This window comes from Vibrio sp. Evd11 (assembly GCF_900382755.1).
GTDB lineage: Bacteria > Pseudomonadota > Gammaproteobacteria > Enterobacterales > Vibrionaceae > Vibrio > Vibrio lentus.
Window position 1 is genome coordinate 142,056 of sequence record NZ_OSDX01000003.1, and the last position, 18,937, is coordinate 160,992.

Sequence of the window (18,937 nt, forward strand, 5' to 3'; positions counted from 1 at the left end):
ATCTGTGCCTCAATTAACGGATTTTGGGCTGATAGAAGGATCAACGATTTGGGCGTGTCAGTTTAAGCGGGAGGTAATTAAGCGAATTTAAGGGCCATTTTGATAAGAAATTGAAGGTTTTTAGGCTTATTTTTCGAATTGTTACTTATAACAGGGCAGGGTAACTAGGAACTTCTTTGGCACAGAGCACAAAAACGGCTGGATGAAAAAAGCCAGTGACGAGGTCACTGGCTTAGATGAACTTAGTTTGTACAGGCTAGCGTGTAAAGGCACACAAGCTTTAGCAAATTACTGCTTTTTAACGAGCTATTGCTTTCTAACGAGCTATTGTTTTTTACGAATTATTGTTTCTTACCGCCAACTTGAACGTAGTCGATACCGATAATACGGTTGATGATACCTAGCACAGAGCTTGTATCAGAGTTTGTTGAACGGATAGTATCAACAGTTGCACCTTCAGGTACTAATTCCATTGCACGATCTTGTGTGTTACCAGGAACTTGGAAACCAACAATGTTGAAGCTCTCAGCGTGCGCTGTGTAAACTTCTTCGTTGTGGCTGATACCTGAACAACCTGCTAGAGAAACAATACCTAAAACAACTAATAACTTTTTCATAAAAATACCCTAAGAATGATTGGAATCGAGATGGCAAGCCACAAAGGCAGTGTCGTGATTATCTAGATTCAATAAGTTCATGGGAGACAGCATCTCCCGACCGATGTTGAACATTATTCCAGAGGTGTTTTGTAGTTACTGTATGGGTTTGTCAGTTGAATCATTACATAGCTGAATGGTTATGGTGAATACCGCACCCTTCAAAGTTTGGCTTTGACCAACCTCTACGGTTGCGTTGTGTTGAGCACAGATCTTCTCGACGATAGACAACCCTAAGCCATGGCCACTTTTGGCTTTGTTACGCGCTTTGTCGCCAACGTAAAAGGGTTCGAACAGGCGAGCTTGATGTTCTTGTGCCACGCCATCTCCATCGTCATGAACTGCGATCTGTAGCGTGTCTTGATGCACGCTTGCTTCAATCGACACTTGCGAGCGTGCGAACTTCATTGCGTTACGAACGAGGTTATCGAGTGCTCGGTTGAGTAGCGTTTCATCCGCCAGTATCGAGCTAGGTTGATCTGGCAGTGATAGGTCGATGCTGAGCTGAGTGTCTTTGTTCCAACGCGTCATTGCGTGGTCGAGAAAGTCTCGAATCTCTAATGGCTTTTGTAGGTTTTCTAGGTCAGTACTATCGAGTTTGGCGTAATACAATAGTTCATCGACCATCTTTTCCATCTCTTCCGTATCTTCGACAATACTCTCAATCGTGCTCTCTTGCTCTGCGTTTAGCTGGGTGTCTTTCAACATTTCAGCTTGCCACTGAATACGGAATATTGGCGTGCGCAGTTCATGAGCGACAGCATTGGTGAGTGAGCGATTACTTTCAACTAATCGGTGAATTCGGTCAGCCATCAGGTTGAAAGATTTGTTCAGTGAACCAATCGCAATACCACTTGAAGTCTCGGCTCGTGTGGAGAGATCCCCTTCTGCAAAGCGCAGAGTGGCAGATTCCAGCTTTTTTACTCGGCGGAAGATAACGAATAGATGACATAAGCCATACAGGATAAAGCTCGCTAAAAAGAACAACCAAATGAGGTTATCCTCCAATTCTATTTGTTGCCTAACGAACGCTTCACTGTTGGGTAGATAGTGATAGGTGTTGTTACTACTTGCTAAGCGAAACCATAGATCACGTTCATCATCGTGAAAAATAAAGGTATTCGGATTGGTAGTGAAGAACTCTGAAACGGGGCCTGGTATTTCGTCTTGTGGACTGAGAATCACCAGCTTATTTCGAGTGGTCTCGACAAACTGGTTTATTGCTTGATGAGCTGCTTCAAGGCCCTGATTTTTTGCGATGTTTTCTATCAGTTGTTGGTGGGCAGCCGCTTCATAATCTTGTAGAACATATTCGTAGTCGGTATTGAGCTGATAGACGCAGATCTCGTAGGCGACAAGGCCAGCCATAAAGCAAACTAAAAGCCCTAATAGGGACTCCAAATAGATACGTCGCATAATCGCTCTCTTTTATTACGCTCATAGTGAGCGAGGTTAATGCCAAGCGGTGGACACAAACAAGTAACCTTTTCCGCGAATGGTCTGAATTTTTTCTGCTGGCGCATGGTCGTCGCCCAGTATTTTTCTTAGACGCACGACTTTGTTGTCGATGGTTCGATCAATCCCGTCATACTCAATACCACGCAACGTTTGTGTTAAATAGTCGCGAGATAACGGCGTGTCAGGGTTACTCGCCAATAACCAAAGTAGGTCAAACTCACTGTCTGTGAGTGATAAAACCTCACCTGAAAGTTCACATTTCTTATAGGTGTTTTTCAGCACCAATTGATCAAACTGTAGGTTGTCTGAATCATCGATTGAAGCAGTGTTGGTATCTTGGCGGCGCAATAATGAACGAACTCTTGCGAGCAAAACTCTTGGTTTAATTGGCTTGGTGACATAGTCATCAGCCCCAGTCTCTAAACCTGCGACGTGGTCGAAATCATCATCGCTGGCGGTGAGCATTAAAATCTTACCTTTAAAGAGCGTTCGCGTCTGTCGGCAGATTGTCAGTCCATCAGTTACAGGAAGCATTAGATCCAACAATACGATTTCAGGTTGCTCGGCAAGGATGGTTTGTATGGCATCACTACCATCATCTAGCGTCGAGACATCAAAGTCCTGCGCGACAAAGTAGTCTTGCAGCATTTTCTGAAGTTTCAAATCGTCTTCCACGATGATCATTTTAGGTTTTGTCATTCCATTATCAGCCTTGTCGTGCGTTTCATTTATTGAGATTACGTGAGGGAGCCTTACCTAGTGGTTAGCTATTGTGGCATCTCCAATTTGCATGATTTACGTAAAATACCTGACATGAATGATTAAACACTTTCCACGCCAGTTCAATGATGATTTTGAATTTGTGCGAAAATAAAAAACAATGTTCAAAAAGACATACATTCTCATACATTCGCACGACAGATGTTTTCTCCTTTAAATAATAGAATTTTCCCATCAAACATTTTTGGGAATTACCTTATGAATAGCTATAGAAAAACGTTATTGGCATTACCTTTGATTCTTTTAGCTGGCTGTAACTCAAGCTCTAACTCGGGTAAAGCAGCGACTAAAGCGCAAGTGAAACCTAAGGCGGATTATGTATTCTCATCAGTGAAATTAGGCAAGTTGTATCAAGAGCGAGAAGAGCTTCAAGAGTCAATGAAGCTTGATTACGATGGTGTGCAATATGAAACAATTCAGTTTGCTGAAGAGCTCAGTGATGAGCAAAAGGTGGTTAGGCTAGCAAGTCGCTTAGGTCAGAGTGTTGATCTGTATCTTCCTGATGCAGGCGTCGATGACTGCGGTATTTACAGCGAAGGCAACTACTATGATTCGTTTGATTGTGGTACGGCTCAACGTTCAATTGGCAATGATACGACGTTAATCCAAGCGACAACGAATGGTAGAAAGCTTACCGTTAAGCTTGAATACCAAAACGAGTTGTCGCAATACGTGACGAGCCTGGGTTCGACGATTCTGAGTAAATCCAAAAATGGTAATAAAGTCACCATCACCACATCGTTTGCTTTCAACGCTTTTTACCGCGATGTGCTCAACGAGACTGGCGCTGTTGAGCGCATTACTTCCACTCTAGGCGCATCAACTTATTCTCAGCTTTTTGATATCGTGAAGTTATACCGAGGTAGTGAGATGACGTTGAAGTTCACTAACCATATCGGTGGCAGTGCTGATGACGAAATCAACATGTACACCGGGCGTATGATCAATAACAACAAGATGACGACGGTTGTGACTCCAACGGGTTCGGTTTTCTCGGGTGGTACGGATCTATTCGCTGCTGGCACCCCACGTATTTTGCAACGCGCGGATACCACCAAAGCCATTGAGCTGAATAAACAGGTGGGTGTGCATAGTTGGGCTGAAGGGGATAAAACGGCCAAAGAATTCCCATACACCGACGTGGGTCATCGTAGGCAAGCGACCTATTTTCAAAAGGTGATGGGAGAGAAAGGGATCGATTTCTATATCTTCACTTTAGATTCTGCACCTGCTGCTGGTGAGCACTGGATGACTAAAGCAGACTCTGATAAGTACGGTTTCATTACACGTATTGAGTAGTCAAAGAAAGTAGCAATAACGACTCCGCAAAGGTTGGTGATGGCTCTGTCATTATCGGCCTTTTTTTGTGCCTGTTGTTTCTGCATTGGTTCAGGGTTGTTAGGCTAGTGGTTCCATCGCTCGAATTGGACTTTTTTCTATCGGTAGAATTCATTGGTTAGGTTGTCACATCGGAATGGTGAATAAATTCCTCATTTAACACTCATGTAACAATTAATTCCCGCAGATCGCGTGATAAGAATGTGTAATCACGGCACTTTTTTGTCGATAGAATTTATTATCCGCAGCCTTACTCGCCGATAGGTTTCTATAATCTAACGATGTAAGGAGCATGTGAATGACTAATAAGGACGATCATTTATGCAGTTACTGGCAGGCACTCTGACACACTACGCTAACCCTCAAGCACGCCCTGAATTGGAATACTCGAGTGAGCAGCGTGACATTTTAAGTGTTGCGAACTCTCAACAAGCGATTAAAGATATTTCTCAATGGCCAGGCTACTCTGTTACTCCTTTGCATGAGCTGAATGCAATCTCTGCTGAGATCGGCGTAAACAAGTTTTGGTACAAAGATGAATCGCAGCGTTTTGGCCTAAAGAGTTTTAAAGCACTGGGCGGCGCGTATGCCGTTGCTCGTCAGCTTCAGATTGAAATCGCCAATCGCTATGGGAAGAACCCGACCATCAGTGAACTGCTCAACGGGGAGTGGAAATCAGAAGTTGCTGAAATCGTTGTCAGCTGTGCGACAGACGGAAACCATGGTCGCTCCGTCGCATGGGGCGCACAAATGTTTGGTTGTGGTTGTGTTATCTACATTCACCGTGACGTATCGGAAGGCCGCAAGCAAGCGATGGAAGCGTTCGGTGCAGAAGTGGTACGCATTACCGGTAACTACGATGAGTCTGTTCGTTTGGCCGACTCAGAAGCTAAAGCGCAAAATCGCGTGATTGTTTCGGACACTTCTTACGAAGGCTACATGGAAATCCCTAAAGACGTTGCTTTGGGTTACACCGTGATGTTGGCTGAAATTGTCGAGCAATTAGATGGTGAAATCCCAACCCATGTCTTTGTGCAAGGGGGAGTGGGTGGTCTAGCTTCAGCAGTTTGCGGCTACTTCTGGGATTTGTGGGGCGTTGATCGTTCACGCTTTGTAATTGTCGAACCTGAGCAGGCTAACTGCTTACAGAAGAGTGCTCAAGCAGGTAAACCTATCGTGGTTACGGGCGACCTAGAGACGCTGATGGCAGGGCTCGCATGTGGTGAGGTTTCAAGCTTGGCGTGGACGATTCTACAAAACGGCGCTGATGACTTTATGACGTTGAGTGAAGAGGCGATCCCGCAAGCGATGCGCATGTTGGCAAGCGGCGAGCAAACGGAAGTCGCGATTGAAGGCGGGGAATCTGCCGTTCCTGGATTTGCTGCGGCGATCATCGCTAAGCAAGACCCCCAATACGCTGAAAAACTGAATTTGACTCAAGACAGCCGAGTGCTAGTGATTGGCACTGAAGGGGCAACTGACCCGGATCTCTATCAACAGATCATCGACAATAAAATCTAATAACTAGAAGTACATAGTTAGCAGTTAGCTGTTAAGAGCTAATCGCGAACAACGAATAATAAAGTAAGCCCCAAAGTTGGCGGTATGTAAGGTTTCTTCATACCGTCTTTTTTCCTCTCTTTTTGACTTCATCGCACGACACGCCTTGTTTGCTAATTTCGCTGGTCATCAATCAATCTGGTCATCAATCACGCTGCTCATCAATTGGAATTGTCAGCCCTACCTTAACGTTATCCATCACCACATTGGTTTGAAAGCTCTTGATATTGGCATTATCAAAGAAGGCTTCACGAGTAAAGTTGTCGTAACCCTCCATATCTGCTGCTGTGACAATCATGATGAAATCTGAACTGCCTGTCACGTAATAGCATTGCTGTACTGAGCGGTTCGAACTCATCTCTTTTTTGAAGTTGTGCATCAAATCCACACGTTCACGTTCTAGCGTTACCTGAACGATAAACGTCATTCCGTGACCGACTGCTTTTGGGTTGATCACGGAGACATCAGCTTGAATAACACCTTGCGCTCTCATGCGTTTTAAACGGCGCTGAACAGCAGCTGGAGAGAGTCCGACCTTTTCTGCAATCTTGTCAGAGGTAGCTCTGTTTGAGTCTTGTACGATGTTGAGGATCTTCTTGTCGAAACTGTCGACCACCAATGCAGGTTGCTGTGTCATACCCATACTTCCCAATATCTGTTTGTAAATTAATTGTTTCTTTTGAACCAGTGTGTGATCGAGTTAAAGGTATTTAGCCTTAACATTTAGACCTCGATGAACGAGAACAAAAAACCACTATAACGCAGAAAAAATGCGGAATTTCTGCACAACAAGGTCACCATTTAATGATAATCCTTAAAGTTATCGGTGCATTATTAATCTTGTGAACAAAATGTAAAGATCAAATCGACAGAGTTTGAAAATTATATGAAACATGTTGTTAACATCCTTTGGGCGGTGTTAACTCTCGCTCAAGGAGTTGGAAAGTATGAAATCTGCAACCGCTACTTTACAGTTTGAATTAGAAAAATTGGCACCAGCAGGACGCGTCGGTGTGATTGCGTTAGCGACAGATTTCAATATTGAGCGTGATTTAAACGCGCTGTATCCAAACGATGTGCAATCGTTCACCAGCCGCCTAAGAAACTACAACCCGTTGACGATAGAGAACCTGCGTAGAATGGAGCCGGGAATCGCTGCTTGCGCCGATACCATCCTACCGGGTACTGAATTAGATGTGGTGATCTACGCCTGTACTTCTGGCACTGTAGCGATTGGTAGCGAACGCATTACGCAGCTTATTCATCAGTCTCGCCCAAACGCTGCGGTAACGAATCCGGTAACCGCTGCCTTAGCGGCTTTCGACAGCTTTAAAGCGAAGCGTATCTCGGTATTAACGCCTTATACCGAAGCCGTGAATCAAGACGTGGCCGCATTTTTTGAGTCGCAAGGCATTGAGGTGTTGAGCATCGCTGGCTTTGGTTTTGAAGATGACACCGCGATGACGTTCATTTCTCCAATGGACATCAAACAAGCCGCGATACAAGTCTGTGACCCTGAAGCGGATCTTCTGTTTATCTCTTGCACGGCATTGCGTGCAGCATCGGTGATTGAATCCATTGAAGCGCAATTAGATAAGCCCGTTGTTAGCAGTAATCAGGTGTTGGCTTGGCACTCGCTTCAGTTGATGAACTACCCCATACCCATTAAAGGCTTTGGTGCACTACTAGCGCACCATCTTCAGCCATCCTCAGATAATTGCCGAAGGTCGCAGTCGTTGTAACGACCTTTGATTAAGGCTGCTCGCTTTGCGTTTACATTCAGCAGCCAAGCTAACTCCATATTTAACGTTAATACAAAGAATGACACTTTGGGAACACTACTATGCCGTCTACTTTTTCGAGAAAACCAGACCAACTGTCTTCACAGCTTATCCAGAACATGACGGAATGGCGTCAACATTTACACCGCTTTCCTGAGTGTGGCTTTGACGTGAATCTGACCTCTGACTTCATCGCCAGTAAGCTTGAGAGCTTTGGTATTGAAGTGGTGCGTAACATCGGTAAAACAGGATTAGTAGGGATACTTCGTTCTGGATCAAGTGAGGCGAGTATTGGCCTAAGAGCTGACATGGATGCTTTGCACATTCATGAACAAAACAGCTTTGCGCATTGCTCACAACACGACGGAAAGATGCACGCTTGTGGACACGATGGACACTCCGCAATGTTGCTCGGCGCTGCAAGCTATTTGGCCGAAAACTTATTGTCAGGGAACTCAACCTTCGATGGCACGGTGTATTTCATTTTTCAACCTGATGAAGAGCATGGTTGTGGCGCGCAAGCGATGATTGATGATGGCTTGTTTGAACGATTCTCGATTGATGAAGTATACGGCGTTCACAACTTCCCCGGCTTAGCGGAAGGTGAATTGATGGTTCGCCCCGGTTCGTTAATGGCCAGTGAAAGCAGTTTTGAGATCACCATCAATGGTGTGGGTGGCCACGCTGCTTTGCCGCATCAAGGGGTCGATCCTCTTGTCGTTGGCTCGCAAGTCATTCTTGGTTTGCAAACCATCGTGTCTCGTAATCTCAGTGCTATTCACGACACCGCTGTGGTCTCTGCCACCGAATTTATTACCGATGGCACGGTTAACGTCATTCCGACTCAAGTGGTCATTAAAGGCGATTGCCGCTGCTTTACTGAAGCCTCTCTCGATCGAATCAAACAAAGTATGGAGCGAATCGTGGCGGGCATTTGTCAGGCAGCTGGCGCGACTTATGATTTCGAGTTTATCAATACCTTCTACCCAACCATCAACAGCGAGCAACAAACCCAATATTCGGTTACCGCCGCGCAAAAGGTACTTGGTGTTGAGAACGTTAATGACGCCTGCGATCCACTGACAATTTCGGAAGATTTCTCAAGCATGTTACGCGTTAAACCGGGCTGTTATGTGCTGTTGGGTAATGGCACGGAATCGGTCGGTGGTTGCGCATTGCATAACCCGAAATACGACTTTAATGACGGCATCTTAAAGCTCGGTGCGAGTTACTGGATTCAGTTGGTGAACGATCGTTTAACAAGATCAATTTAGAAATACTTATTTAGAAACAATGAATTAAAAGCAAATCAATGAGAAGTCACAATTCAATGAGAAGCAATAAGTAAAGAAACAGATTCAGCAGTGACGCATTTGGCACTGCAAGATGGCTGACTTTAAACGGAGTTTATTGTCGACACAGCCAAAACTGAAGCGCGTGAAGTGACCAAGGTCATCAGCGTGTAATTAGGATAATAAAAAGGAAAGACAGGATGAAACGATTAGGCGTAGCACTGCTAAGTTTGAGCATGGTTTTTGGCGTTCATGCCGAAACATGGAAGTTTGCTTCAGAAGAGGACAAAACAGACGTTCAAGATATCTATGCGCAAAAATTTGCGGAAGTGATTAAGAAGGAATCTGATGGCGACATCCGTGTTCGCATCTATTACTACGGTCAGCTGGGTACAGAAAACGACATTGTAGAACTGGCTGCTAAAGGCACGATTCAATTTGTGTCGGTAGGCGCGGGTCACTTAGGGTCTTATGTTCCTGAAGTCCAAGCGGTGAGCTTACCGTATGTACTGGGCACCAACGAAGCGATCACGCATAAGGTCTTAACGGAAAGCCCAACCATCTACAACAAGCTGGCACCTAAGTTTGAGAGCGTAAACTTAAAGCTGTTGTCGATGATGTCTGAAGGCGAAATGGTTTGGGGTGGCAACAAACCTATCCGCACACCTGAAGATTTTGCGAATCAGAAAATCCGTACTTTCACTTCAACCATTCCTGTTGAAACCTACAAAGCGTTTGGTGCAACACCGACTCCTCTTTCTTGGGGTGAAGTGTACGGTTCACTGCAACTTAAGACCATCGATAGCATGGTTAACCCTATCTACTTCATCTATAACGCGAAGTGGCATGAGGTTCAAGATTACCTAATGTTCCCAGGTCAGCAACCTTATGTGAGCACCGTTTCGACCAACAGCAAGTGGTACAACGGCCTGTCGGAAGAGAAGCAAGCGATGGTCGACAAAGCGATCACCGCGGCAGACCAAGCGGCTTACGACTACCAAATCCGCATCAACAAAGAGAACATGGACAAGATCTTGAAAGAGCGTCCAAACATGCAGGTGGTTGTGTTAACTGAGGAAGAGCGTGAACGCTTCAAGGTCCTCAGTCAAAAGCTGCACACGACTTACTATGACGTGGTAGCAAATGCTTATCCTTCTGGTGAGCAAAGTGAAGCGCGTGAGGGTGCGAAAACCATTCTCGAAGAAATCCTAGATGAAGTGAAGGCTGCTTCAGCGACGCAATAGAAAGCGTTGTTAGGATGAATGCTATCCGCTGTTTATTGGCAGCGGGTAGCTTATCCCCACCTTCTCCAAATTGTGGCAATGGACCCCTGTCACTGAACGAAGTATGGAGCACTGCCTGTTATGAAAGAACTGCTACATAAAATAAGCGTCGCGACAGAAAAGCTAGAACGCTTTTTAATCATGACCGCCATTCTCGCGATGATGATCAATTCCACGGCCAATGCGATTGGTCGCTATGCCTTTAACAAAAGCCTGTTTTTCTCAGAAGAACTTAACCAGTTTTTGATCGTTTCAGTCACCTTTATCGGTTTCGCTTATGCGGTGCGCCAAGGTAGAAACATTCGTATGACCGCAGTCTACGATTCATTGAGCACTAAAGCTCAGAAAGTTCTCACAACCATCATTGCGCTACTCACCGCCATGTTGATGTTTTACCTCACCTACCATGCGTTCTTCTACGTCAAAGAGCTCAAAGACATCAATCGATTAAGTCCAGCCTTACAGTTCCCTGTGTATTGGGTATACGCGATCATTCCAATTGGTTTTTTCATTGCCGGATTGCAATACAGCATGAGTTTCTTGATGAACTTACTGCACAAAGAGATCTACGTGTCATTTGACGTGATTGAAAATAGAAACACAAAAGTAGGTGAGTTCGAATGAGCGATGTTGCACAGTTTTTCTCGGACATTATTGCCGGCGAATTAGATATTTATGTCATCACATTTACTCTTGTTTCTGTGATGGTGATTTTGCTGTTTTTGAGCTTCCCAATGATCGTTCCGTTAGCGGTTGGGGCCTTAATTGGCTTGATTCATTTCTCTCAGGTTGAGCCGGGAGTACTGATTCAGCAGATGGTCACGGGCATTTCGCCGAACGCATTGATTGCGGTACCCATGTTTATCTTAGCAGCCGATATCATGACGCGCGGCCACACAGCCTATAACTTACTTGGCCTGATTCAAGCGTTTGTCGGACATCTGCGTGGTGGCTTGCCGATTACGACGTGTATCAGCTGTACTTTATTTGGTTCTGTTTCCGGTTCGACCCAAGCGACCGTGGTGTCGGTTGGCCAAATCATGCGTCCGAAGTTGCTGCAAGCCGGCTACAAAGACAGTTTTGTGATGGCGCTGATCATCAATGCCAGTGACATCGCGTTTCTTATCCCACCGAGTATCGGTTTGATTCTTTACGGCACCTTAGCTAACGCCAGTGTGGGTGAATTATTCATTGCTGGTATTGGCCCAGGTTTAGTACTCGCGAGCCTGTTCTCGTTATACAGCTATGCCTACAGCGTAAAACACAGCGACACCATCACTTTGGTTGAAAAAGCCAACACCGCAGAACGCATTGAAGCGATCAAGAAAGCGATTCTTCCTCTTGGTTTCCCTGCTTTGATTATCGGTGGTATCTATTCGGGTATTGTGACGCCAACCGAAGCGGCCTCATTCGCTGTGTTGTATGCGATCATCGTTGAGTGCATTTTCTATCGCAAACTTGGCGTAAAAGACATCTGCGATGCGGCGTTAAATACCGGCTTGATTACCGCGGTTGTCTTTGTGCTGGTGGGTGTTGGTCAGGCGTTCTCTTGGTACATCTCGTTTGAACAAATCCCTCAAGAGTTGTTGGCTCCTCTCAATCTAGAAGACGCTTCGCCTGAGTTCATCCTGTTTGTTATCGCACTGACTTTCTTTGTCGGTTGCATGTTCGTGGATTCATTGGTGGTTCTACTTATCTTGACGCCCATCTTCATGCCGATTGTTGATGCAGCAGGCATCGACCCAATCTTGGTCGGCGTGATGGTAACGCTACAAATGGCGATTGGGTCGGCAACGCCTCCATTCGGCTGTGACATCTTCACCGCGATTGCGATTTTCGAGCGTCCTTATATGGAGGTCATCCGTGGGACGCTACCGTTTTTCCTTATTTTGATATTGATGTCTGCGTTGCTGATTTTCTTCCCAAGTATCGCTCTGTTACCAAGAGACATTTTATTCAATTAATCCGTCGAGTTACCCTTATTCAATCAAGGATAGAGATATGAGTATATTGCCGTTAACACCTCCGCAGAGAGGGTTTGAATCAGCAGAACTAGAGCAACGTACTGTCGAGTTGCAACAACGTCTTCGCGCGCAAAACATCGATGCTGCGTTTTTCACGACGGAGCCTGAATTCCGCTATTTCAGCGGTTTTAAATCGCAGTTTTGGGAAAGCCCAACTCGGCCTTGGTTTTTGGTGGTGCCAGCGGTTGGTAAGCCCATAGCGGTAGTACCAGAGATCGGTGTGGCTGGCTTTGACGAGACATGGATTGACGATGTGCGCAGCTGGCCGTCACCAAGACCAGAAGACGATGGCGTCTCTTTATTAGCTTCTACGTTATCTGAGGTCTCCAAGGGTTCTCGCAGAATCGGCTCGATGATTGGTCCGGAAACACATTTGCGTATGCCAGCCACTAACTATGCATTGTTACAGCAAAAGCTGAGCCAACACAGTTTGGTTGATGTGTCGCTGATGGTTCGAGATCTGCGCAGTGTTAAATCTCAAGCGGAGATCGATAAAGTACGCTTCGCCTGCCAAGTGACGGCGGCGGGCTTTGAGTATCTTCGTCATCATCTCGCGATAGGGGTGACAGAACGAGAGGCGTGTAAAGCCATGCATTTGGAGATGCTGCGTTTAGGTGCCGATGCTTGCCCTTATCTGATTTCGGCATCCGGCCAAGGTGGCTATGACAACATCATCATGGGGCCAACCGATCGTGTGCTCTCTGAAGGGGATGTTTTGATCATAGACTCGGGGGCTAACTTTGATGGCTATTTCAGTGATTTTGACCGTAACTATGCGTTTGGGCATGCGCAGCCAGATACAATAGCGGCTTATGACGCGGTATATCAGTCGACAGAAGCGGGACTCGCGATTGCAGAGCCGGGACGCACCACTGGAGACGTGTGGCAAGCTATGTGGTCGGTGCTCGAAAAGAACGGTGCACTCGGCAACGATGTGGGTCGCATGGGGCACGGCTTAGGCATGCAGCTAACCGAGTGGCCATCACATGTGCCCAATGGTGACGTGATATTAAAACCCGGTATGGTGCTCACCCTTGAGCCGGGCATGGCATTTGCGAAAAACCGCATGATGGTGCACGAGGAAAACATCGTCATCACAGAGTCTGGCTGCGAGATGTTGCACCAAAGAGCATGGCAATCTATGCCGATTATTGGCTAGTCAATCATTGAACCTAGTTTCTAGATCTAGTCTTAGCTTCATTATCTGGCTCTGAAATTGAGCCGTCATAAAGTAGAGTATCTATTCGTTACATGGTGCTCTGCTTTTCATTCTATGTTCCCCATTCTGCTACTCCGATTATTACGTTTAAGTTGTCTCAAACGACGTTCGACTCTTCTTATGCGATTCTCTTCCTTTGTTTAAATCTTGTGCTTATTGACTAAAAACTTTGACCCGTAACCATCACACCTCAAATCTTTAATGATTTTATTTAGTGGTCTAAATGATATTTAAAGTATTGTTTTAAAATGACTTATTTGATTTTGAATGGTGTGTTGTTACAAGTTCGTTTTAAATAATCATTTGAACCCTAATTAAATTTCTGTCATTTTATACTTAACTGAACGTTCAATATAAAATAGAAGGACTAAGAAATGCCCAAGGTTGGGATGCCTGACATACGTAAACCACAGCTTGTTCAAGCCACTATGACGGTGATTGATAGAGTAGGTTTACATGCCGCGAGTATTGCGCTGATCAGCAAAGAAGCGGGAGTCTCCACTGGCATTATTAATCACTATTTTGGTGGAAAGCATGGGCTGCTCGAAGAGACCATGCGAGAAATACTGCGTCAACTTTCGAATACCGTAACAACAGAATTAAAAGCGCTCCCTGCTGATGCTCACCAGCAAAGGATCAACGCTATCATCAACGGCAATTTCGAAGGCTATCAAGCGGAAAATAAAGTGTCGAAAACATGGCTCGCATTCTGGTCTTATTCGATGCATGACGCTCAACTCAAGCGTCTTCAGCGCGTGAATGAAAAGCGTTTGATTTCTCACTTACTTATTGAATTGAAATCGATTTTTCAACCTGATCAAGCGGAATTAATCGCACACGGCATCGCATCATTAATTGATGGCATCTGGCTGAGAGGGACGCTCAATCCTGAAGGCATTAACGCCGATAAAGCTCGTGCAATCATCAATGACTACTTAGACAAGCAACTTACGTTTTACTCGTGTCAGCGTGATCAATGAGTCATCAAAAATTCTAGTGAGTGAGCTTAAAAGGCTCGCTCTCAACAACGATATGCATTCACAAATACATAGACCGATAGAGTCTAACAACAATAATTAAGTCAGAAGATCAAATGGAAATGAACTCGTTATACATCGATGGTAAAGCGGTTGACGCTACCTCAGGCGAAACTTTCGTCAGCATTAACCCTGCAAACGGCGAACCTATCGCAACGCTTGGCCAAGCTTCTTCAGCTGACGTTGAAAATGCGATTGAATCGGCGAAGCGCGGATTTGCGGTATGGTCAGCAATGACAGCCGTAGAACGCAGCCGCATTCTTTTAAAGGCGGTAGAGATACTTAGAGCTCGAAATAATGACCTTGCGAACCTTGAGGTTGTCGATACGGGCAAGCCGTTACAAGAAGCGATCGAAGTCGATGTGGCTTCTGGCGCCGACGTTATTGAGTATTTCGCAGGGCTAGCACCTACGCTGCAAGGCGATCAACAACCTCTTAGTGAATCTCAATTTTTCTACACACGCCGTGAACCGTTAGGTATCTGTGCGGGCATTGGTGCGTGGAATTACCCTATCCAAATCGCGATGTGGAAATCGGCTCCAGCACTCGCTGCGGGTAACGCGATGATCTTCAAGCCTTCAGAAGAAACGCCGCTAACGGCACTTAAACTTGCTGAGATTTTCACAGAAGCTGGCCTTCCTGATGGCGTGTTTAACGTAGTTCAGGGCGATTACCGTGTCGGCCAAATGCTAACGGCGCACCCAGACATCGCTAAAGTGTCGTTCACAGGCGAAACCGGTACGGGCAAAGCGGTAATGTCAGACAGTGCTAAAACACTCAAATCTGTAACGATGGAGCTCGGTGGTAAATCACCAATGATCGTGTTTGATGATGCGAAATTAGACGATGCGGTGTCGGCTTCGATGGTCGCAAACTTCTACACCCAAGGCGAAGTGTGTACCAACGGTACTCGTGTTTATGTACATGAAAATATCTACAACGCATTCATCGACCAACTTAAAACACGCACTGAGAAGCTGATCATTGGTAACCCAATGGATATGGAGACTCAGATTGGCGCGTTGATTTCTAAAGAACATCTTTCAAAAGTCCTTGAAGCGATTGAGCTGGCTAAACAGTCTGGCGCTACATTGCTGACTGGCGGTTACCAAGTGACGGACAACGGCTTAGCAAACGGCAACTTTGTTATTCCTACGGTATTCACAGATTGCCATGACGACATGCCTCACGTTCAGCAAGAAATTTTCGGCCCTGTTATGTCGGTGTTGAAGTTCACTGATGAAGACGATGTGATTCGTCGTGCTAACGATACTCAATACGGCCTTGCGGCTGGTGTGTTCACGCAAAACCTTTCTCGCGCTCACCGTGTTATTCATCAAATGCAGGCGGGTATTTGTTGGGTTAATACATGGGGTGACTCACCAGCAGAAATGCCTGTTGGTGGCTACAAACTTTCAGGAGTTGGCCGTGAAAACGGACCAGAGACTCTACTCCACTATACGCAGACTAAGAGCATTCTTATTGAACTTGGCGACTACGCCAGCCCTTATGCCTAACGCGTAACACTCAATTTTATGAGCTAGCTTAACAGAGCTAGCTCCACTGACTCATCTCAGGGAAATCAAAACATGGAACAACGCTACGATTATATTATCGTCGGCGCGGGTTCGGCCGGCTGTGTGTTAGCGGATAGGCTAACGGAAAGCGGTGAACATAGCGTTTTATTACTGGAAGCGGGTGGTACGGATAAGAGTATTTTTATCCAAATGCCGACTGCGCTTTCTTACCCGATGAATACTGAAAAGTACGCTTGGCAATTTGAGACCCAACAAGAACCGGGCCTTGATGGACGTGAACTGCATTGTCCACGCGGCAAGGTGTTGGGTGGCAGCTCATCGATCAACGGTATGGTTTACGTTCGTGGCCACGCTTGTGACTTTGACCAATGGGAAGAAGAGGGCGCAGCCGGTTGGAATTACCAATCTTGCTTGCCTTACTTCCGCCGTGCTGAATCATGGAATAAAGGTGGTGACGAATATCGTGGCGACAATGGCCCTGTCGGCACTTGTAACGGTAACGATATGGAGCTTAACCCCCTTTACCAAGCATTCATTGATGCAGGTAAAGACGCAGGTTACCCAGAAACACAAGATTACAACGGCTACCAGCAAGAAGGTTTCGGCACTATGCATATGACGGTAGACAAGGGTGTTAGAGCCTCAACCTCTAATGCTTATCTGCGTCGTGCATTGAAGCGTTCAAACCTCACCTTGGAAAAAGGCATCGTGGCGCGTCGTTTCTTACTTGAAGCACAAGACTCAGAAGGTCAATCAGGCTTGAAAGCGGTTGGTGTCGAGTTTGAAAAGTCAGGCAATACCCAAGTGGCCGTGGCGAACAAAGAAGTGATCTCTTCTGCGGGATCTATTGGCTCGGTTCAACTGCTGCAACTGTCTGGTATCGGCCCGAAATCGGTACTTGAGAAGGCAGGTGTTGAGCTGAAACACGAACTGAGCGGTGTCGGTGAAAACCTACAAGATCACTTAGAAGTCTACTTCCAATACCACTGTAACGAACCCATCACGCTCAACAGCAAGCTTGGTTTAGTCAGCAAAGGCATGATTGGCGCAGAGTGGATTTTGACTCGCAAAGGTTTGGGTGCCACTAATCACTTTGAATCGTGCGCGTTCATTCGTTCTCGCAAAGGATTGAAGTGGCCGAATATTCAATATCACTTTCTGCCAGCAGCGATGCGTTACGACGGACAAGCGGCCTTTGATGGTCATGGTTTCCAAGTTCATGTTGGCCCTAACAAACCTGAAAGTCGCGGTACGGTAGCGATCACTTCTGCTGACCCACATGCCAAGCCAGAGATCATTTTCAACTACATCTCAACCGAACAAGATCGCCAAGATTGGCGTGATTGTATTCGCTTAACCCGTGAAATTTTGTCGCAACCAGCGATGGATGTTTACCGTGGTGAAGAGATTCAGCCAGGTTTAAGCGTAACTTCTGATGAAGCGATCGACGAATGGGTTAAGCAGAACGTTGAAAGTGCTTATCACCCTTCTTGTGGCTGCAAAATGGGTTCAGATAACGACCCAATGGCGGTACTAGATGAAGAGTGTCGTGTTCGCGGCATTGATAATCTGCGTGTGGTCGACTCGTCTGTTTTCCCTGTTATTCCAAACGGTAACTTGAACGCACCGACCATTATGGTTGCTGAGCGTGCCTCGGACCTGATTTTGGGCAAGCCCGTTCTAAAAGAGCAAAACGTTCCAGTATGGATAGCACCGGAGTGGGAAGAAACACAAAGAATCAATAAGCCAGTACGAGAAGCGTAAGCGTCTGTTATTGATTAAAAAATAGCAAAAGCAGCAAAGAATAAAAACAACAAGTAACAAGCAAAAAATAACAAAACTAATTAGTCAAAAGTCAGAAGAACTGCTCTCTATCGGTGTTGATATCGAGCAGCAAAAGGAAAGATAAAAAGGAACCATTATGACGACTCTAAATATTCAGAACGTGACGACAAAAACGTTAACAGCGCTAGCGATCAGCTCATTTGCATTTGGTGCTAACGCTTCTGTTGAACCACAACAATGTGAAAACGTACGCTTCGCTGATGTTGGTTGGACAGACATTACCGCAACAACGGCTGTCACTTCAGAGCTACTGAAAGGCCTAGGCTACAAAACCAAAACTGACCTACTTTCAGTACCGGTTACTTACTCTTCAATGGCGAACGGCGATATTGACGTATTCCTAGGTAACTGGATGCCAACTATGGAAGGCGACATCGCTAAGTACCGCGAAGCGGGAACGGTTGAGACCGTGCGTGCCAACCTTGAAGGGGCAAAATACACACTAGCCGTACCAAAATACGTGTACGACTCTGGCGTGAAAAGCTTCGCCGACCTAGCAAAACATGCCGACAAATTTAAAGACCGCATCTACGGTATTGAGCCGGGTAACGATGGCAACCGCTTAATCCAATCAATGATTGATTCTGACGCGTTTGGCTTGAAAGATTTCAGCCTAGTGGAATCAAGTGAAGCGGGCATGGTATCGCAAGTATCTCGCGCTGCTCGTCGTAGCCAGTGGATCGTTTACCTTGGTTGGGCACCGCACCCAATGAACAGCAATGTTGAGATGGAATATCTATCAGGTGGTGACGACTTCTTCGGCCCGAACTACGGCGGCGCAAATGTTTACACCAATGTTCGTTCAAACTACGTGTCTGAGTGTGCAAACGTCGGTCAACTTCTGAAAAACCTAGAGTTCACTCTAGAGATGGAAAACCAGTTGATGGAAGAGATTCTTAACCAAAAAGTGAAGCCAGAGAAAGCAGCTCAACAATGGTTGAACAATAACCCTCAACAAGTTGAAGCTTGGTTAGACAACGTAAAAACGCATAAAGGTGAATCAGCGACTCAAGCGATTACTGAATACCTAAAGCAAGTTAAAGCTTAGTTTTACCTACCTACCTATCGATCTATTTATCAAAGCTCTATAAATAAAAAAGGTGGGCTGACCAATTGTTCGATTGGT

The 18,937-nt window shown here is 45.8% G+C and carries 16 protein-coding genes; 12 read left to right on the plus strand and 4 right to left on the minus strand.

Translation table 11 applies throughout. The annotated features are described in order from the left end of the window. Positions 1 to 341: 341 nt before the first annotated feature. The 3 genes from ED652_RS02160 to ED652_RS02170 all read right to left on the minus strand — a co-directional run bounded on the left by ED652_RS02160 (position 342) and on the right by ED652_RS02170 (position 2,813). Entirely contained in the window at positions 342 to 617 is a 276-nt protein-coding gene (locus tag ED652_RS02160) for a hypothetical protein (protein WP_017065177.1), read from the minus strand. A 135-nt stretch (positions 618 to 752) separates the two neighbouring features. Further along, entirely contained in the window at positions 753 to 2,072 is a 1,320-nt protein-coding gene (locus ED652_RS02165; RefSeq protein ID WP_122053348.1) for a cell wall metabolism sensor histidine kinase WalK, read from the minus strand. Positions 2,073 to 2,108: 36 nt separating this feature from the next. Then, the gene (locus tag ED652_RS02170; protein ID WP_122053349.1) at positions 2,109 to 2,813 is read right to left on the minus strand and encodes a response regulator; all 705 of its coding nucleotides are present in this window, start codon (positions 2,811 to 2,813) and stop codon (positions 2,109 to 2,111) included. A 279-nt stretch (positions 2,814 to 3,092) separates the two neighbouring features. Here ED652_RS02170 and ED652_RS02175 point away from each other — a divergent pair, with 279 nt between their 5' ends. Continuing rightward, a complete protein-coding gene (locus ED652_RS02175) occupies positions 3,093 to 4,193 on the plus strand; it encodes an alpha/beta hydrolase (RefSeq protein WP_122053350.1) in 1,101 nt (366 codons plus the stop codon). A gap of 360 nt (positions 4,194 to 4,553) precedes the next feature. Then, positions 4,554 to 5,753, plus strand: a complete 1,200-nt coding sequence (locus ED652_RS02180; RefSeq protein WP_122053351.1) for a diaminopropionate ammonia-lyase — start codon at positions 4,554 to 4,556, stop codon at positions 5,751 to 5,753. A 184-nt stretch (positions 5,754 to 5,937) separates the two neighbouring features. Here ED652_RS02180 and ED652_RS02185 read toward each other — a convergent pair whose 3' ends face one another. Next, entirely contained in the window at positions 5,938 to 6,429 is a 492-nt protein-coding gene (locus ED652_RS02185) for an Lrp/AsnC family transcriptional regulator (RefSeq protein WP_004732456.1), read from the minus strand. A gap of 310 nt (positions 6,430 to 6,739) precedes the next feature. Here ED652_RS02185 and ED652_RS02190 point away from each other — a divergent pair, with 310 nt between their 5' ends. The 10 genes from ED652_RS02190 (at position 6,740) to ED652_RS02235 (ending at position 18,859) form a co-directional block, all read left to right on the plus strand. Continuing rightward, positions 6,740 to 7,534 carry an Asp/Glu racemase gene (locus tag ED652_RS02190; RefSeq protein WP_122053352.1) on the plus strand — a complete coding sequence of 265 codons (795 nt, stop codon included), beginning with the start codon at positions 6,740 to 6,742 and terminating at the stop codon, positions 7,532 to 7,534. Positions 7,535 to 7,635: 101 nt separating this feature from the next. Next, the gene (locus tag ED652_RS02195; protein ID WP_122053353.1) at positions 7,636 to 8,847 is read left to right on the plus strand and encodes a M20 aminoacylase family protein; all 1,212 of its coding nucleotides are present in this window, start codon (positions 7,636 to 7,638) and stop codon (positions 8,845 to 8,847) included. A gap of 218 nt (positions 8,848 to 9,065) precedes the next feature. Further along, complete coding sequence (dctP, locus tag ED652_RS02200; RefSeq protein WP_017105430.1) at positions 9,066 to 10,109, plus strand: TRAP transporter substrate-binding protein DctP; 1,044 nt, start codon at positions 9,066 to 9,068, stop codon at positions 10,107 to 10,109. Between the two features lie 120 nt (positions 10,110 to 10,229). Then, positions 10,230 to 10,772, plus strand: a complete 543-nt coding sequence (locus tag ED652_RS02205; RefSeq protein ID WP_017111213.1) for a TRAP transporter small permease — start codon at positions 10,230 to 10,232, stop codon at positions 10,770 to 10,772. Then, on the plus strand, positions 10,769 to 12,112 hold the full coding sequence (locus tag ED652_RS02210; protein ID WP_017111212.1) for a TRAP transporter large permease: 1,344 nt from the start codon (positions 10,769 to 10,771) through the stop codon (positions 12,110 to 12,112). The genes ED652_RS02205 and ED652_RS02210 overlap by 4 nt, the downstream gene beginning before the upstream one ends. Before the next feature lie 37 nt (positions 12,113 to 12,149). Continuing rightward, positions 12,150 to 13,331 carry a Xaa-Pro peptidase family protein gene (locus ED652_RS02215; protein WP_122053354.1) on the plus strand — a complete coding sequence of 394 codons (1,182 nt, stop codon included), beginning with the start codon at positions 12,150 to 12,152 and terminating at the stop codon, positions 13,329 to 13,331. A gap of 434 nt (positions 13,332 to 13,765) precedes the next feature. After that, positions 13,766 to 14,371: a transcriptional regulator BetI gene (gene betI, locus ED652_RS02220; protein ID WP_017097225.1), complete on the plus strand. Its 606-nt coding sequence runs from the start codon at positions 13,766 to 13,768 to the stop codon at positions 14,369 to 14,371. 113 nt (positions 14,372 to 14,484) lie between these two features. Then, positions 14,485 to 15,945, plus strand: a complete 1,461-nt coding sequence (gene betB, locus ED652_RS02225) for a betaine-aldehyde dehydrogenase (protein ID WP_122053355.1) — start codon at positions 14,485 to 14,487, stop codon at positions 15,943 to 15,945. 72 nt (positions 15,946 to 16,017) lie between these two features. Beyond that, positions 16,018 to 17,730, plus strand: coding sequence for a choline dehydrogenase (betA, locus tag ED652_RS02230; protein WP_122053356.1), 1,713 nt, complete (start codon positions 16,018 to 16,020; stop codon positions 17,728 to 17,730). Positions 17,731 to 17,887: 157 nt separating this feature from the next. Next, on the plus strand, positions 17,888 to 18,859 hold the full coding sequence (locus ED652_RS02235) for a choline ABC transporter substrate-binding protein (RefSeq protein WP_122053357.1): 972 nt from the start codon (positions 17,888 to 17,890) through the stop codon (positions 18,857 to 18,859). Positions 18,860 to 18,937 lie beyond the last annotated feature (78 nt).

Coding starts and splice junctions, on each gene's coding strand:
- ED652_RS02235 (WP_122053357.1), top strand. CDS start 17,888: ATGACGACTCTAAATATTCAGAACGTGACGACAAAAACGTTAACAGCG.
- betA (WP_122053356.1), top strand. CDS start 16,018: ATGGAACAACGCTACGATTATATTATCGTCGGCGCGGGTTCGGCCGGC.
- betI (WP_017097225.1), top strand. CDS start 13,766: ATGCCCAAGGTTGGGATGCCTGACATACGTAAACCACAGCTTGTTCAA.
- ED652_RS02160 (WP_017065177.1), bottom strand. CDS start 617: ATGAAAAAGTTATTAGTTGTTTTAGGTATTGTTTCTCTAGCAGGTTGT.
- ED652_RS02215 (WP_122053354.1), top strand. CDS start 12,150: ATGAGTATATTGCCGTTAACACCTCCGCAGAGAGGGTTTGAATCAGCA.
- ED652_RS02180 (WP_122053351.1), top strand. CDS start 4,554: ATGCAGTTACTGGCAGGCACTCTGACACACTACGCTAACCCTCAAGCA.
- betB (WP_122053355.1), top strand. CDS start 14,485: ATGGAAATGAACTCGTTATACATCGATGGTAAAGCGGTTGACGCTACC.
- ED652_RS02205 (WP_017111213.1), top strand. CDS start 10,230: ATGAAAGAACTGCTACATAAAATAAGCGTCGCGACAGAAAAGCTAGAA.
- ED652_RS02170 (WP_122053349.1), bottom strand. CDS start 2,813: ATGACAAAACCTAAAATGATCATCGTGGAAGACGATTTGAAACTTCAG.
- ED652_RS02165 (WP_122053348.1), bottom strand. CDS start 2,072: ATGCGACGTATCTATTTGGAGTCCCTATTAGGGCTTTTAGTTTGCTTT.
- dctP (WP_017105430.1), top strand. CDS start 9,066: ATGAAACGATTAGGCGTAGCACTGCTAAGTTTGAGCATGGTTTTTGGC.
- ED652_RS02190 (WP_122053352.1), top strand. CDS start 6,740: ATGAAATCTGCAACCGCTACTTTACAGTTTGAATTAGAAAAATTGGCA.
- ED652_RS02210 (WP_017111212.1), top strand. CDS start 10,769: ATGAGCGATGTTGCACAGTTTTTCTCGGACATTATTGCCGGCGAATTA.
- ED652_RS02185 (WP_004732456.1), bottom strand. CDS start 6,429: ATGACACAGCAACCTGCATTGGTGGTCGACAGTTTCGACAAGAAGATC.
- ED652_RS02195 (WP_122053353.1), top strand. CDS start 7,636: ATGCCGTCTACTTTTTCGAGAAAACCAGACCAACTGTCTTCACAGCTT.
- ED652_RS02175 (WP_122053350.1), top strand. CDS start 3,093: ATGAATAGCTATAGAAAAACGTTATTGGCATTACCTTTGATTCTTTTA.